At 65.5% G+C, this 13,581-nt stretch carries 12 protein-coding genes; 6 read left to right on the top strand and 6 right to left on the bottom strand.

Features of this window, described 5'->3' with window-relative positions:
• Positions 1-114: 114 nt before the first annotated feature.
• Positions 115-1,896: a M3 family oligoendopeptidase gene (locus tag AC0QTX_RS14060; protein ID WP_474604469.1), complete on the bottom strand. Its 1,782-nt coding sequence runs from the start codon at positions 1,894-1,896 to the stop codon at positions 115-117.
• A 623-nt stretch (positions 1,897-2,519) separates the two neighbouring features.
• Here AC0QTX_RS14060 and AC0QTX_RS14055 point away from each other — a divergent pair.
• Together AC0QTX_RS14055 and AC0QTX_RS14050 are read left to right on the top strand one after the other, a co-directional pair.
• The gene (locus AC0QTX_RS14055) at positions 2,520-4,301 is read left to right on the top strand and encodes a L,D-transpeptidase family protein (RefSeq protein ID WP_474604442.1); all 1,782 of its coding nucleotides are present in this window, start codon (positions 2,520-2,522) and stop codon (positions 4,299-4,301) included.
• 266 nt (positions 4,302-4,567) lie between these two features.
• Positions 4,568-6,229 (top strand): peptidoglycan L,D-endopeptidase MepK, encoded by a 1,662-nt coding sequence (locus AC0QTX_RS14050; RefSeq protein WP_474604441.1) that lies wholly within the window; start codon positions 4,568-4,570, stop codon positions 6,227-6,229.
• Between the two features lie 29 nt (positions 6,230-6,258).
• Here the strand turns inward: AC0QTX_RS14050 and AC0QTX_RS14045 are convergent, their stop codons facing one another.
• On the bottom strand, positions 6,259-7,119 hold the full coding sequence (locus AC0QTX_RS14045) for an urea carboxylase-associated family protein (RefSeq protein ID WP_474604440.1): 861 nt from the start codon (positions 7,117-7,119) through the stop codon (positions 6,259-6,261).
• Between the two features lie 164 nt (positions 7,120-7,283).
• On the opposite strand from AC0QTX_RS14045, the gene AC0QTX_RS14040 reads away from it, so the two are divergent.
• Complete coding sequence (locus AC0QTX_RS14040; RefSeq protein WP_474604439.1) at positions 7,284-7,727, top strand: acyl-CoA thioesterase; 444 nt, start codon at positions 7,284-7,286, stop codon at positions 7,725-7,727.
• 248 nt (positions 7,728-7,975) lie between these two features.
• On the opposite strand, the gene AC0QTX_RS14035 is transcribed toward AC0QTX_RS14040, so the two are convergent.
• The 3 genes from AC0QTX_RS14035 to AC0QTX_RS14025 form a co-directional block, all read right to left on the bottom strand.
• The gene (locus AC0QTX_RS14035; RefSeq protein WP_036355032.1) at positions 7,976-8,233 is read right to left on the bottom strand and encodes a DUF2312 domain-containing protein; all 258 of its coding nucleotides are present in this window, start codon (positions 8,231-8,233) and stop codon (positions 7,976-7,978) included.
• A gap of 61 nt (positions 8,234-8,294) precedes the next feature.
• Positions 8,295-8,600, bottom strand: a complete 306-nt coding sequence (locus tag AC0QTX_RS14030) for a DUF1244 domain-containing protein (RefSeq protein ID WP_474604438.1) — start codon at positions 8,598-8,600, stop codon at positions 8,295-8,297.
• The gene (locus AC0QTX_RS14025; RefSeq protein ID WP_474604437.1) at positions 8,597-9,448 is read right to left on the bottom strand and encodes an N-formylglutamate amidohydrolase; all 852 of its coding nucleotides are present in this window, start codon (positions 9,446-9,448) and stop codon (positions 8,597-8,599) included. Before AC0QTX_RS14025 ends, AC0QTX_RS14030 begins: the two co-directional genes overlap by 4 nt.
• 110 nt (positions 9,449-9,558) lie before the next feature.
• On the opposite strand from AC0QTX_RS14025, the gene AC0QTX_RS14020 reads away from it, so the two are divergent.
• From AC0QTX_RS14020 to pyk, 3 genes are all read left to right on the top strand, one after another.
• The gene (locus tag AC0QTX_RS14020) at positions 9,559-10,497 is read left to right on the top strand and encodes a DMT family transporter (protein WP_474604436.1); all 939 of its coding nucleotides are present in this window, start codon (positions 9,559-9,561) and stop codon (positions 10,495-10,497) included.
• A gap of 203 nt (positions 10,498-10,700) precedes the next feature.
• Positions 10,701-11,165, top strand: coding sequence for a DUF1036 domain-containing protein (locus AC0QTX_RS14015; RefSeq protein WP_474604435.1), 465 nt, complete (start codon positions 10,701-10,703; stop codon positions 11,163-11,165).
• Positions 11,165-12,601 carry a pyruvate kinase gene (pyk, locus tag AC0QTX_RS14010; protein ID WP_474604434.1) on the top strand — a complete coding sequence of 479 codons (1,437 nt, stop codon included), beginning with the start codon at positions 11,165-11,167 and terminating at the stop codon, positions 12,599-12,601. Before AC0QTX_RS14015 ends, pyk begins: the two co-directional genes overlap by 1 nt.
• Here the strand turns inward: pyk and AC0QTX_RS14005 are convergent.
• The gene (locus AC0QTX_RS14005; RefSeq protein ID WP_474604433.1) at positions 12,592-13,575 is read right to left on the bottom strand and encodes an alpha/beta fold hydrolase; all 984 of its coding nucleotides are present in this window, start codon (positions 13,573-13,575) and stop codon (positions 12,592-12,594) included. The two genes, pyk and AC0QTX_RS14005, sit on opposite strands and share 10 nt — an antisense overlap.
• Positions 13,576-13,581 lie beyond the last annotated feature (6 nt).

The following is a 13,581-nucleotide window of genomic DNA, read 5'->3' as shown; positions in this document are numbered from 1 at the left end:
CGGTGGCGTTCAGGCGAGAAGATCCGGCCACATAGTGCCAGCACAACGTCGCCCGGCCAAGACGGGGGGCAGGGTCTCTGTTTGATTTCCGCCGGTGACGAGCCGTTGGAGCCGCTATGCGGCGGCATCCTCCATGGCCTCAAGCTCGCCGATCAGCCGCTCGATCATCGACAGGCCGATCTGCCAGAAGGCAGGATCGCTCGCATCGAGGCCGAAGGGCGCGAGAAGCTCCGAGTAGTGCTTGGTGCCGCCCGCCGAGAGCAGGGCGAAATAGCGGTCGACAAAACCCTCGTTGGAGCGCTCGTAGACCCCGTAGAGCGAGTTCACCAGGCAATCGCCGAAGGCATAGGCGTAGACGTAGAACGGCGAGTGGATGAAGTGGGGGATGTAGGTCCAGAAGCTCTCGTAACCGGGACCGAGGCAGATTGCCGGGCCCAAGGACTCGTCCTGCACCGACATCCAGAGCTCGCAGAGCTTGTCGGCCGTCAGCTCGCCGTTGCGGCGCTCGAGATGAACCTTGCGCTCGAAGGCGTAGAAGGCGATCTGGCGCACCACCGTGTTGATCATGTCCTCGACCTTGGCCGCCAGCATCGCCTTGCGCTGCACCGGGTCGGTGGTCTGGTCAAGGAGGCGGCGGAAGGTGAGCATCTCGCCGAAGACGGACGCGGTCTCGGCGAGCGTCAGGGGCGTGGGGGCCATGAGCGCGCCGTTGGGGCCGGCCATGACCTGATGCACGCCGTGGCCCAGCTCATGGGCGAGCGTCATCACGTCCCGCGGCTTGCCCTGGTAGTTCAGGAGCACATAGGGGTGGGCGGAAGGCACGGTCGGATGGGCGAAGGCGCCGGGCGCCTTGCCGGGACGCGTGGGGGCGTCGATCCAGTTCTCGTCGAAGAAGCGGCGGGCGATGTCGGCCATGCGCGGCGAGAAGGCGGAATAGGCGGAGAGCACCGTGTCCCTCGCCTCGTTCCAGGGAATGGTGCGCTGCTCGACCTTCGGCAGGGGTGCGTTTCGGTCCCAATGGTCGAGCTTGTCCTTGCCGAACCACCTGGCCTTCAGGGCATAATACCGGTGCGACAGGCGCGGATAGGCCTCGCGCACGGCCGACACCATGGCCTCCACCACCTCGCGCTCGACCCGGTTCGCCAGATGGCGGGAATCGGCCACGTCCTCGAAGCCGCGCCAGCGGTCCGAGATTTCCTTGTCCTTGGCGAGCGTGTTGGTGATGAGGGTGAAGGTGCGAAGATTGGCCTTGAAGGTCTTGGCCAGGGCGTCCGAGGCATCCCGGCGCACGCTCTCGTCCGGGTCCTGGAGCTTGTTGAGCGTGGGCTCGATGGGCAGCTCCTCGCCGCGCACGGTGAAGCGCAGCGAGGCGATGGTCTCGTCGAACAGACGGTTCCAGGCGGAGCGGCCGGTGATGGACTTCTCGTGGAAGAGCTGCTCGATCCGGTCGTCGAGCTGGAACGGCTTGTCCTTGCGCAGGTCCTCGATCCAGGGCCGATAATGGGCGAGCGGCGCCTCGCTCATGGCGCGATCGAGAACCTCGTCCTCGATACGGTTAAGCTCGAGGCCGAAGAAGAGCAGCTCGGTCGAGGCGGCGGTGAGGCGCTCCTGCGTGTCGCCGTAGAACTTGGCCCGACCCGGATCGGTTGTATCACCCGAATAGACCAGGCCCGCATAGGACATGAGGCGCCCGAGGAGATCCTCCAGGGTCTCGTAGCGCTTGACGACCCCGCTCAAGGCCTCCGACGCTCTCTCGCCCCTTGCCATGTCATCGAGCTTGCCGCGATGGGAAGCGGCGAAGGCCTTGCACTCGGCTTCGGCCCTGGCGAGATCGCGCTTGAACTCCTCGCTGTCCATGCCGGGATAGAGATGGGACAGGTTCCATTCGGGCAGCATGCCGAGTTCGGTTTGAGCAGCGCCGGAGGACAAGGGATGATGCAGGCAGGAAGCGTTCTGAGAGGTCACGGGCGAAGGCCTGTTCGGAAATCGAGGGTCGGAGATACTGCACACATATTGGCCGCCGGCCCATCGGGATCAACCCGTGCCGGTCCGTCCCGAAGCGCGGGAACAGGCCCCCTCGAGACCTGTGTGATCCTTCCCGCCCGGCGCAATTCCCGCAGGTCGCGCCTCATCTTCAGCAAAGACGCATCCACATCCGGCCGCTCGGGCGTTGGACTCGAGAGAGGCCGCTGCCCGAGACAAAAGCGACGCAAGACCCGATCCGCACCCTTTACCGTTGATTAACCCATCCGGCGAAATTCGGGCGCCGGCCGATCTGGACGAGCAGGCGATTCCCTTTTCAAGCCTTTATTATCAAGGACATATGTCAGTCATCCGGCGCCCGCTCGGAATCCGGCCCGTCAACTCTTTACAGAAAATTGAAAGAACTTGGCCTAGACGATGAAGCCGCACGAGGTTTTGCGCGTTAAGCGTAACAGACGTGTGCCCGCACACTGACGAAATTCATTTGATGGAGGATTGCTAGGTCCTCCACCTTCATTGCGACGAGGAGCATGGTCATGCGTGGGTTGCGCAAGACAGCCGTTTGGCTCGGTCTCATCGGATCGGTTTCTCTCCTGCCCCTCTCCGCTTCGGCGGACGACCTCACCGTCAGCCCCCGGGCCAATGGCGCTGAGCCGATCGTTGTTGAGAGCCCGGCCCAGCCATCCTTCCACGATGTGGCGATCCAGGATGCTCCTGCACCAAAGGACGTTGCCTCGCAGGCGATCCCGCTCGTCGAACCGGCTCCCGTCTCGATCGAAGCCGCCGGGATGAAGCCTGCTCCCGCCATCGAGATTCCCCTGCCCGATGCGGCTCCCGTCACGGCTCTCATGCAGGCCGACATCGGCCGCATGGCCGTGGAAAGCCTGTTCGCAGACGACGCGACGATGCGCGAATTGCGCGTGAGCGCCAAGGATCGTGAAGCTCTTGCTGCCTATTACGCGCAGGCCGAGCGTCCGCTGGTCTGGGCGAAGGACGGGGCCTGGACGCCGGCGGCTCAGGCCGCCATGGAGCGCCTGAAGGCCGCGGACGAGGACGGTCTCGATCCTGCCGACTATGTGCTTCGCGATGCGGGCCTGCGCAAGGATGCGCCCCTCGCGCAATGGGCCAGGGCCGATGTGAAGCTCTCCCTCTCGGTGATCCGCTATGCCCGCGATGCCAGAGGCGCCCGCATCGATCTTGCGCGCCTCTCACCCCTCGTGACGCCGAAGCTCGCAATCCCGGATATCGACGATGTGCTGAGCAAGGTTGCCGCGTCGAAGAATGCCGGCGCCGCGCTGGCGGCCTACAATCCGCCGCACGCCGGCTACAAGGCCCTGAGGGAGCGGCTGGCGCAGCTGCGTGAGAACCACCCCTCCCAGCCCAGCGTGCGCCTGCCTAAAGGACCCATTCTGCGTGTGGGCATGACGGATCCGCGCGTGCCCCTGATCCGCGCACGGTTCAATCTCGCCAAGGATTCCGACAACCAGACCGTCTACGACGAGCGCGTCGCCTCCGCAGTGGCGGCCTTCCAGAAGGAACGGGGTCTGCCGGATACGGGCGTGCTGAACGCCCAGACGGTAGCGGCACTCTCCGGCCCGTCCGTTGCCCAGCGCGAATCCGAGATCATCGCCAACATGGAGCGCTGGCGCTGGCTCCCGGCGGAGCTGGGCGACCGGCACATCGCCGTGAACGTGCCCGAATACCGTCTGCGCCTGACGGAAGGCCGCAACGTGGTTCACGAGACCCGCGTGATCGTCGGTAAGGAGCAGTCGCAGACGCCGATCTTCTCCGAATCGATGAAGTACCTGGTGGTCAATCCCTCCTGGACCATCCCGCCGTCCATCATGAAGAAGGAGATCCTGCCGGCTCTTGCTAGCGACCCGACCTACGCGGCGCGCAAGGGCTACAAGGTCATCCGCCGCGGCAACCAGATCTCGGTGCAGCAGCCACCGGGCGAGCGCAATGCGCTGGGCTACGTGAAGTTCATGTTCCCGAACCAGCATGCGGTCTATCTGCACGACACGCCGAACCGCAACCTCTTCTCCGCCAGCAAGCGCGCCTTCAGCCATGGCTGCGTGCGCGTCGACAAGCCCTTCGAGCTTGCGGAAGAGATCATGGGCCAGGACGGCAAGTGGACGGAGCAGAAGCTGCGTGGGCTCATCGGCAAGGGCGAGCGCTATGTGCACCTCACCAACCCCCTGCCCGTGCATCTGACCTACTTCACCCTCACGGTCGACGAGAGGGGCGAGTTGAAGCGCTTCGATGATATTTATGGCCTCGACCGCAAGGTCCGGGCTGCCCTCAACCTGTCCGAATAATCCCCTCGTCCCGGCTGTTTTTCGGCCTCTTTCCCCCGCTCACTTAACGGGAACGTAACCGTCTTCGGCAAAGATCCTTTCACTATAAGGATCGCTGCATCCACGGATGCCGCCCGGTAAAGACGAGTATCACAGTGAGAGTATTGTGTAAGGACCGCCTCGCGTCTCGCGCGAAAAAGTGGTCCCGGTTATTCGCTGACGCGGCCCTTCGGGTCGCGCCCAGCGATGCGCTCTTCAAAGAGCGGAGCATCGGATTGATCCCAAAAGTGGCGTCCACTTTTGGGTCCGATGCTCTGGCGCATCGCGTCGGCATTGGTCTTGCGGCCTTTCTGGCCGTCATGGTAGGCGGAGCGCGCGGCACGCAGGATGCCGTGGCGAACGGCGATACCCGCACACTGACCTTCTACCATAACAACACCAAGGAAAGCCTCACCGTCACCTTCCGGCGAAACGGTCAGTACGACTCGGGCGCCCTGCAGCAGCTCAACTGGTTCCTGCGCGACTGGCGGCGCGCCGAGTCGACCCGCATGGATCCGCGCCTGTTCGACACGGTGTGGGAGGTCTATCGCGAGGCCGGATCGGATGCGCCCGTTCACGTGAACTCGGCCTACCGCTCTCCGCATACCAACTCGATGCTCCGGCGGCGCTCCAGCGCGGTGGCCAAGAACAGCCAGCACATGCAGGGCAAGGCTCTGGACTTCTACCTGCCCGACGTGTCCACCGCACGCCTGCGCGCCATCGGCATGCGGCTCCAGAACGGCGGCGTCGGCTATTATCCCAACGCCTATACGCCCTTCATCCATCTCGATGTGGGCAGCGTGCGCGCCTGGCCGCGCATGACCCGGTCGCAGCTCGCCAGCATCTTCCCGGACGGGAGGACCGTGCATATTCCCGCCGACGGCAGGCCTCTGCCCGGCTATGAGGAAGCCCGCGCCGAAGTGCTGGCCAAGGGCGGCACGGTGGCCGGCTACACGGCCTATGCCGACGCGGAAGAGGCCGTGGCCAATCAGCCGCGCCGCAAGAGCTTCTGGGCCACCCTGTTCGGTGGCGGCGACGACGAGGACGAGGATGCGGAGGAGATCCGTGTCGCGTCCCGGCCGGGCCGGGCGTACATCGCCTCCCGCCAGCAGCCATCGCCGCAGGACAATTATGCGAGCGATTCCAGCTCGTCGGTCTATGCGGCCCTGCAATCCTACGGGAGCCCGCCACAGGCGGCACGCCGCGCGCCGGTGGCGATCCAGCCGCGGCCCGAACCGCCTGCGCCCGCGGTCGTGGCCTCCATGGCGCCTGCTCTGCGTGAGGACCTGACGCCGCCTGCGCCGCCCCCGGCACCGCCGACCCGCATCAACGGGGCGCCGAGCACGGTCCAGACGGCCTCCGGCCCGGCTCTGACCTGGCAGCAGGGTCCTGGCGTCTCGGAGATGTCCATTGCCAAGGGCATGGCTTTTGCGCCAATGCCGCCGCGGAGGCCCGACACGGATGACACCGGCATCGAGGCTCTCGCGGGCACCGTCGCCCTGGCCTATGCGCCGCTGCCTCCGGCGCGCCCGGGCTCTCTTGCGGCAACGAACCCGATCCCCGCTCTCACTGAGCTGCGCGGCACGACCAGCGTCGCAAGCATCTCCCCGGCTCCTCTGCCGCCACCCCGCCCGGACCTGCGCCCCATCCAGGTCGCCGCCGCGGCTCCGGTGGACATGCCGGTGACGACGACGGGCTCCACGCCTAAGGACCCCAGGCCGACGAAGCCCCAGCCCGCTTCACCCAAGGCCCCGGCTGCCGCAGCGAAGCAGCCGCCTGCCACGGCTCTCAGTGCCCTGATGGCAGCCGAGCCGAGCCTGCACATGGGTTTCTCGAAGCAGCCTGTGGCTGATCTGGCAACGAACCGGTTCACCGGACCGGCCGTCAAGCCATTGAAGATCGTGCAATAGGAAAGGGCCCCGTCGGGGCCCTTTTCGTTTCAATCCTCGTGCCTGCGGCTGTAGCCGTTGCGAGGCGGCGAGGTCCAACCGGCAGGCGGTGCCTTGGGCCTGTAGACCTCCACCAGCAGCGGATGACAGGCAGCCGCGTCGCTGGAATGCTCCGCGCTGCAATCGCCCCCCGGACAGGCGGAGAGCGCGCCCAGCAAATCGATCTCGGCGAAGAATTCGAGGTAATCGCCCGGACGCACAGGGCTCGCCTTCATGAAATACTGCCCCGTGTCGCGGGTGAAGCCGGTGCACATGAAGACGTTGAGCACGTCGTGCACGGCAGGCTCCACATCCTCCTTCGGTCGTCCCAACCGTTCGGCCAGGGCGCGGGTCAGGTTCGAGTGGCAGCAATGATGGTACTCGTGGCCCGAGAGGAGCTTGTGGGTGTAGGGATCGCAGCGCGTGCCGATCACGTCGTGAACGGAGCCGCCGAATGCGTCGAACCCGTACCAGTCGAGGGTGTCGTGGGTGATCGTCGCCATGGGCCTCAAGTAGGGCAGGCAGGACCACAACTGATCGCCGGTCGAGAGATGCGTGCCGTGCAGCGCCCGGGTCTTGCCCGAGAAGAAGCGCTCGTTGATGTCCTCCGCCGACCAGAGATTGAGGTCGCCCACCTGCGGCCCCTCGATGCTGACGATGCGAAAGAACGAGCCCGCCGGCACATGGAAGCCGCGCGCTTCGCGAGGCGGCACCACGACCTCATCCACCTTTTCCCAGCCGTCGCGGGCGGCCTGATAGGCGGCAAGGTCGGGCCGCGGCAGGGTGTCGACGGGATAGCAGATGACCGGCGGAATTCTCCGGCGCGCTTCCGCGTCCTGAGGTTCCGTTACGTCGTGTGCCGCGCGCTTCATGCTTGTCTCCCGCAATCGAATCTCCCGGAATCTATAGAGAACCGGAACGTCGGGAGCGAGGGCGTCGGCTGCATGGCTGATCGTCCGGGCCGAAAAGGTCTTCCCCGCCCCCTCTCTTGAGCTACAGGGCGATTCGTATTCTATGGCTCCATGACAAGGATGGGATGATGAAAGACCCGAACGCCCTGCGCCCTCCGGAGGCTTACCCGAGCCGCACCTCCGCCGACATCCGCTATGCGGATCTCGACCGGCAGGGGCATGTGAACAATGCGGTCTTCGCCACCTTCTCGGAAGTCGGCCGGGTCGCCTTCATGTACGATCCGGCAAGGCCGCTCGCCTCGGAGGGCCGGAGCTTCGTCATCGCCCGGCTGCAGATCGACTTCCGGGCGGAGCTCTTCTGGCCGGGCAGCGTTGACATCGGCACGGGCGTGCTCAAAGTCGGGCGCAGCTCGTTCACCCTTGCGCAGGGCATCTTCAGCAAGGGGCATCTCGTAGCGACGACGGAGGCCACCATCGTGATGGTGGACAAGGAGACGCGCTGCTCGACACCGCTGCCGCCCGCAGCGGTCGATGTTCTGCAAGGCATGATGCTGGTGGACGCTTCTTAAGCATCGTTCGCGAATTGGGCACAACCATAAGCCCTCATCCTGAGGAGCGGAGCGTCTCGAGGTCCCGGACTTTGTCCGGGCACGAGGGCGTCTCCAGTGCTCTCTGGAGCCTCCTTCGTGACGCAGCTGCGCTGCTCCTCAGGATGAGGTCGATGGTGATTAGCCAGGAGTGGTCCTGCCAGAAATGACCAAGGCCCCGCAGATCGCACTGCAGGGCCCTTCAAATATCGGAAACGACCGGTTTCAGCCTATGCCATTCCGAGCGCCTGCATGTAGAGCTCGAGGATCGCCTCCTCCTCCTGGCGCTCGGCGTAGTCGCGCTTGCGCAGGGAAATGATCTTGCGCAGGACCTTGGTGTCGAAGCCGTTGCCCTTGGCCTCGGCGTAGACGTCCTTGATGTCGCCCGCGATTCCGGCCTTTTCCTCCTCGAGGCGCTCGATGCGCTCGATGAAGGCCTTCAGCTGGTCGGCGGCGACGGATTCGGTATTGAAAGCTGCGTCATCCATGAATGAAGCCCCTGATTGATGGCGTTGGTGCCAGTGTTATGGTCATTTGGTTGAAGCCGTTTTAATGCCCCGGCTTCGATTTCTCAAAATTCGCGAGCTGGGATGCGCTCGCCTCGCCCTGGTGGCGCTGCTTCCACTCCTCGTAGGGCATGCCGTAGACATGGGTCCGGCTGTCCTCCTTGGAGAGGGCCACGCCCTGCTCGTCGGCTGCATCCTTCAACCAGTTGGACAGGCAGTTCCGGCAAAAGCCTGCCAGATTCATGAGATCGATGTTCTGAACGTCCGTGCGCTCGCGCAGATGCTCGACGAGCCTGCGGAAGGCGGCGGCCTCCAGTTCCGTACGGGTCCTGTCGTCGATGTCCTTCATGAGCTTGATCCTCCGTGCTGGCGCAGGCGGTTCCGGGTGCGGGTGCCGAAGATCCGAGGCGCCCGAAGCTCCGGCTGGCCGGCAAGGGGCTCGAGCAGCCGGGCAAAGCGCTCCGCCCATTCCTCGGCGCCCTCGTCGGTGGCGATCAGGTCCTGCCGGATCTCGATGAGCGCATTGGCAAGCCCCCGGACCGTCGCATGGCGGTCGATCGTGTCGCCCGCCAGCGCCCCATCATAGGGCTCGTTGTCGCCGACGACGAGTCCGTCCTCCGCCTGCAGCCCCTCCAGGAGAGGCCTGGCGAAGCGGTCGTCCGCATCCCAGAGAATGCCCACATGCCAGGGCCGGGGCCAGCCGCGCCAGACCGGGGTGAAGCTGTGAACCGTCACGATCACCGGCGGATGGCCCGCCGCCATGGCCCTGTGGATCGCTTCCGCAATGGCATGGTCGTAGGGGTCGTAGAACCGGGCGATGCGCCGTTGAACCTCGGCCTCGTCCACCCGGGCATTGCCCGGCACCACCGCACCGTCGGACAGGCGCATCACCAGGGTCGGATCGTCCCTCCCCCGGTTGGGGTCGATGATCAGGCGCGAGAACCGGGTGAGGATCGCCGGAGCCCCGAGACGTCGGGCAAGCGACCGAGTCACTGCCGCGGCGCCGATGTCGTAGGCGATGTGGCGCTGGAATTCGGTCTCCGGCAGGCCGAGGTCCCCGAGATCCGGCGGCACCGCATTGGAGGCATGATCGCACAGGATCAGGATCCCCGATTCGAGGGAGCCGGGGATGGTCTCGACCGGATGAGGCTGCGGGTAAGGCTCGTCGACCCTGAGCGCGGCAGAGGAGGCAGGCATGGCGGATGTCGGATTTCAAAACGATGGATTGAACGGCGGACGAAAAGCCTTACCCTGCCCCTCCAACCCTGACAACGCGACCTTCCGCGCAACAAACTTTCACGTTCCACATGTCCCCGACATCCACCACGGCCCGCCTCGAGCCGGGCTTCGCCACCGCTTTTGCCGCCCTCTGCCTGGGTGCCGTGGCCATGGGCATATCCCCGATCTTCGTCCGCTTCGCCTCCGCCGACATGGGCGGAGTTCCGGCGGATGTGGGGCCCTTCGCCAGCGCCTTCTGGCGCGTCTCCCTCTGCCTGCCCCTGCTCTATGCCTGGATGCGCATCGAGGAGAAGCGCGCCCCGGCCGACGCGCCGAGGGTTCGCTTTTCCAGGGCGAGCATCCTGGGCGGCATCGTCTTCGCGGGAGACCTCTTCTTCTGGCACCTGGCGATTCTCAAGACCACGGTGGCGAACGCCACGTTCTTCGCCACCATGGCGCCGCTCTTCGTCGTGCTGACAGTCTGGCTCGTGCTCCGGCAGCGGGTGTCGCAGGGGACGTTTCTCGGCCTCGGCCTTTGCCTTCTCGGCGGAGCCGCCCTGATCGGCCAGAGCCTCCAGGCCGATCCGGCCCGGATCGAAGGGGACCTCTACGGGGTCGCCACGGCCTTCTTCTTCGGCATGTATTTCCTGGCCGCCAGCCGGGCGCGCCAGACAGCGGGCGCGGCGCGGGTGACCTTCGAGGCGGGGCTCATCACCTCGGCCATCCTTCTCGTCATCGCCGTCCTGTTCGAAACGCGGGTGATCCCGCAGACGGGGCAAGGCATCGCGGCCTTGCTGGCCATGTCCTATGTCAGCCATGCGGGCGGCCAAGGCCTGCTCGCCATCGCGCTCGGGCGGCTGCCGGCAACCTTCTCGTCCCTGGTGATCTTCCTGGAAGCCATTGCGGCGGCCGTGTTCGGCTGGGCTGTGCTGGGCGAGGAATTGACGCTGGTGCAGAGCCTGGGTGGCGCGCTGATTCTCTTCGGCATCTGGGTCGCACGTCCGAGATCCGAAGCGCAGGCCGGCTAATGCGGTAGCGGCCCCTCCGAACGGAGAGCAACACCCGCTTGAAAGCCGGTTGGCTGTGTCGAAGAGGCCATGTGGGCCGAAAATTCGTAAAGCTACGCTGCTCGAAGGTCTTGCTCCGGGGGCGCTTCTGGCCGACAACGATTCGCCAAAGTTCTCACAGCATCGTGCGATTTCATTCCTTCCGATTCGATCATACCGCGTTCATGAAGGCCGTTCTTTTCACATCGTCCCCTCGCTGGCGGCGAAGCCTTGCACTTGCGACCTTCGTCATGAGCGGGTGCCTGCTGGCCGCGTCTCCCGCGAAGGCGGATCTGCGCCTGTGCAACATGACTTCGAGCCGGGTCGGCATCGCGCTTGGCTATCGGGACGCTCAGGGTTGGGTCACCGAAGGGTGGTGGAATCTCACGGCCCGTGGCTGCGAGACCCTGCTGAAGGGTCAGCTCGCCGGGCGCTTCTACTACATCTACGCCATCGATTACGACCGTGGCGGCGAGTGGAGCGGCCGCTCCTTCATGTGCACGCGGGAGCGCGAGTTCACGATCCGCGGAACGGAGGATTGCCTCGCCAGGGGCTTTGATCGCAGCGGCTTCTTCGAAGTCGATACCGGAGAACAGAAGAGCTGGACCATTCAGCTCACCGAAACAAACCGCCCAGGGGGGCAGCCATAATGAGACGCGCACGCCGCACGAAGATTCTAGCAACCTTGGGGCCGGCCTCCGAGAACCCGGAGATGATCGCCAAGCTGTTCGAGGCGGGCGCCGACGTGTTCCGCCTCAATATGAGCCACCTGCCCCGCGAGAAGCTGAAGGAGCGGGTTGCGATGATCCGCGCCGTCGAGGCCAAGTTCGGGCGTCCCATCGCGATCCTGGCGGATCTGCAGGGACCCAAGCTGCGCGTTGGCGCCTTCGAAGGCGACGGCGCCATGCTGGTGCCGGGACAGGCCTTCACGCTTGACGCCGACACGACTCCTGGAACGGCCAACCGGGTGCACATGCCCCACCCGGAGATTCTCTCCTCACTCGAGCCCGGCCACACGGTTCTGATCGACGACGGCAAGCTGCGGCTTCGCGTGAAGAGCGTGAAGCAGGGCTCGGCCACCACCTCCGTGGAGGTCGCCGGCAAGATCTCAAACCGCAAGGGCGTGAGCCTGCCCGACACCACGATCCCGGTCGCCGCGATGACCGAGAAGGACCGCTCCGATCTCGAGGCGGCGCTCGATGCCGGCGTGGACTGGATCGCCCTGTCCTTCGTTCAGCGCCCCGAGGATGTGGCGGAAGTGAAGAAGGTCGCCCGCGGCCGGGCCCTCGTCATGGCCAAGCTCGAGAAGCCTCAGGCCATCACCCGCCTTGACGAGATCATGGAGATCTCCGACGCAGTCATGGTCGCCCGCGGCGATCTCGGCGTGGAGATGCCGCTGGAAAAGGTGCCCGGCATCCAGAAGCGCATCGTCCGCACGGCGCGCCGTTTCGGCAAGCCCGTTGTAGTGGCGACCCAGATGCTGGAATCCATGATCACCTCTCCGGTGCCCACCCGCGCCGAGGTCTCCGACGTGGCGACCGCCGTCTATGACGGAGCCGATGCGGTGATGCTCTCCGCCGAGAGCGCCTCGGGCCAGTACCCGATCGACGCGGTGGCCACCATGAACCGGATCGCCGAAGAGGTGGAGCTGGACCAGAACTACTGGTCGATCGTGCGCACCCTCAACGCGGAGCCGGAGGCCACAGGCTCGGACGCCATTGCGGCGGCCTCCCACCAGATCGCCGACACGCTCAACCTCAAGACGGTGGCGGCCTGGACCTTCTCGGGCTCGACGGCCTTCCGCATCGCCCGCGAGCGGCCGAACTCGACCGTTATCGCGCTCACGCCGAGCATCGACACCGCCCGCCGCCTCGCCTTGGTGTGGGGCGTGCACTCGATCCGCACGAAGGACGCGAACGACATCGACGACATGGCGTTCCGCGCCTGCAAGTTCGCCGTGCGCGAAGGCTTCTCGAATGTGGGGGACCGGGTGATCATCGTGGCCGGCATGCCCTTCGGCACGCCGGGCGCCACCAACATGGTGCGCATCGCCTTCGTGAGCCAGGACCACGCGGCTCAGGCCTGATCGGCTTCAACCCTGGCCATTGCAATCCGGTCGGCTAGGGTCTCGATCGCGGCAAGCACCCTCTCCTTGTGGGCATATTGCGGCATATGGCCGATGCCCGGCATCAGGATCAATTCCGCGCCGGGCACCTCCCGGGCGAAGCCCCGGCTGTGAAGATCGGTCCAAACGATCTCGTCGCTGTCGCCGGCAATCACCAGTGCCGGCACGCGGATGTCCCGGTAGCGTCCGCACTGGCGCAGGACAGCATCGTACATGACGGCGAAATCCTGCATGTTCGCCTCATAGGCTCTCGGCCGGAAGGCGAGCGGGATGAAAGCTTCCGTCACGATCCCGGGCGGAGGGGTTTGGGGCCGGAAGGTTTTCCGCTTCATCCAGGGCCGGAACACGAGCAGGAGCGGCACCGCAAGCGTTCGGAACATCAGCCAGCCGAACCATGAATCGACGTAGCGCCGGAACCAGCCGATAGTGCCGCCGGGCCAGGGCGACGTGATGCCGGAGAGCACCACGATGGCGCCGGTGACATCGGCATGGTCGAGGGCGAAATGCGGAACGACGGCCCCCGACCAGGAATGTCCCACCACGAAGGCCTTGCGGACGTTCATCTGCCGCAAGGCGTCCGCCATGAGCGACGCCTGCCGGGCAGGTTCGGCCTCGGCCAAGCCCTGCCGGCGGCTGGTCCAGCCATGCCCTGGGCGGTCGATGGCAATCACCCGATATCGTCCGGACAGGGCCTCGCCCATCCCCAGCATGGATTCCGCGAGATTGGAGGAGGCGCCGTGCAGGAGGACGATGGTGCCATGAGACGGAGCCGCCTCGGGCCCCTTCTCCCGGTAATGGATCCTGCAGCCGTCAACCTCGATGAAGCGGCCTGTCGGCGGAAACCGCCGCTCGATGCGCCAGGCATAGAGGTAGGTGAAGATGGCTCCAAGGGTCAGGAGAAGAATGGGCGCCGTCAGGGTAAGGAGCAGGGTCATCCCCGC

The sequence above is a fragment of the Microvirga sp. jy35 genome, from assembly GCF_056148915.1.
This window is presented reverse-complemented; position numbering and strand designations above follow the sequence as displayed.

What these genes read in the sequence shown, in the direction of transcription:
- AC0QTX_RS14060 (WP_474604469.1), bottom strand. Translation starts at nt 1,896, where the DNA reads ATGCTGCCCGAATGGAACCTGTCCCATCTCTATCCCGGCATGGACAGC.
- AC0QTX_RS14055 (WP_474604442.1), top strand. Translation starts at nt 2,520, where the DNA reads ATGCGTGGGTTGCGCAAGACAGCCGTTTGGCTCGGTCTCATCGGATCG.
- AC0QTX_RS14045 (WP_474604440.1), bottom strand. Translation starts at nt 7,119, where the DNA reads ATGAAGCGCGCGGCACACGACGTAACGGAACCTCAGGACGCGGAAGCG.
- AC0QTX_RS14040 (WP_474604439.1), top strand. Translation starts at nt 7,284, where the DNA reads ATGATGAAAGACCCGAACGCCCTGCGCCCTCCGGAGGCTTACCCGAGC.
- AC0QTX_RS14035 (WP_036355032.1), bottom strand. Translation starts at nt 8,233, where the DNA reads ATGGATGACGCAGCTTTCAATACCGAATCCGTCGCCGCCGACCAGCTG.
- AC0QTX_RS14030 (WP_474604438.1), bottom strand. Translation starts at nt 8,600, where the DNA reads ATGAAGGACATCGACGACAGGACCCGTACGGAACTGGAGGCCGCCGCC.
- AC0QTX_RS14025 (WP_474604437.1), bottom strand. Translation starts at nt 9,448, where the DNA reads ATGCCTGCCTCCTCTGCCGCGCTCAGGGTCGACGAGCCTTACCCGCAG.
- AC0QTX_RS14020 (WP_474604436.1), top strand. Translation starts at nt 9,559, where the DNA reads ATGTCCCCGACATCCACCACGGCCCGCCTCGAGCCGGGCTTCGCCACC.
- AC0QTX_RS14015 (WP_474604435.1), top strand. Translation starts at nt 10,701, where the DNA reads ATGAAGGCCGTTCTTTTCACATCGTCCCCTCGCTGGCGGCGAAGCCTT.
- pyk (WP_474604434.1), top strand. Translation starts at nt 11,165, where the DNA reads ATGAGACGCGCACGCCGCACGAAGATTCTAGCAACCTTGGGGCCGGCC.
- AC0QTX_RS14005 (WP_474604433.1), bottom strand. Translation starts at nt 13,575, where the DNA reads ATGACCCTGCTCCTTACCCTGACGGCGCCCATTCTTCTCCTGACCCTT.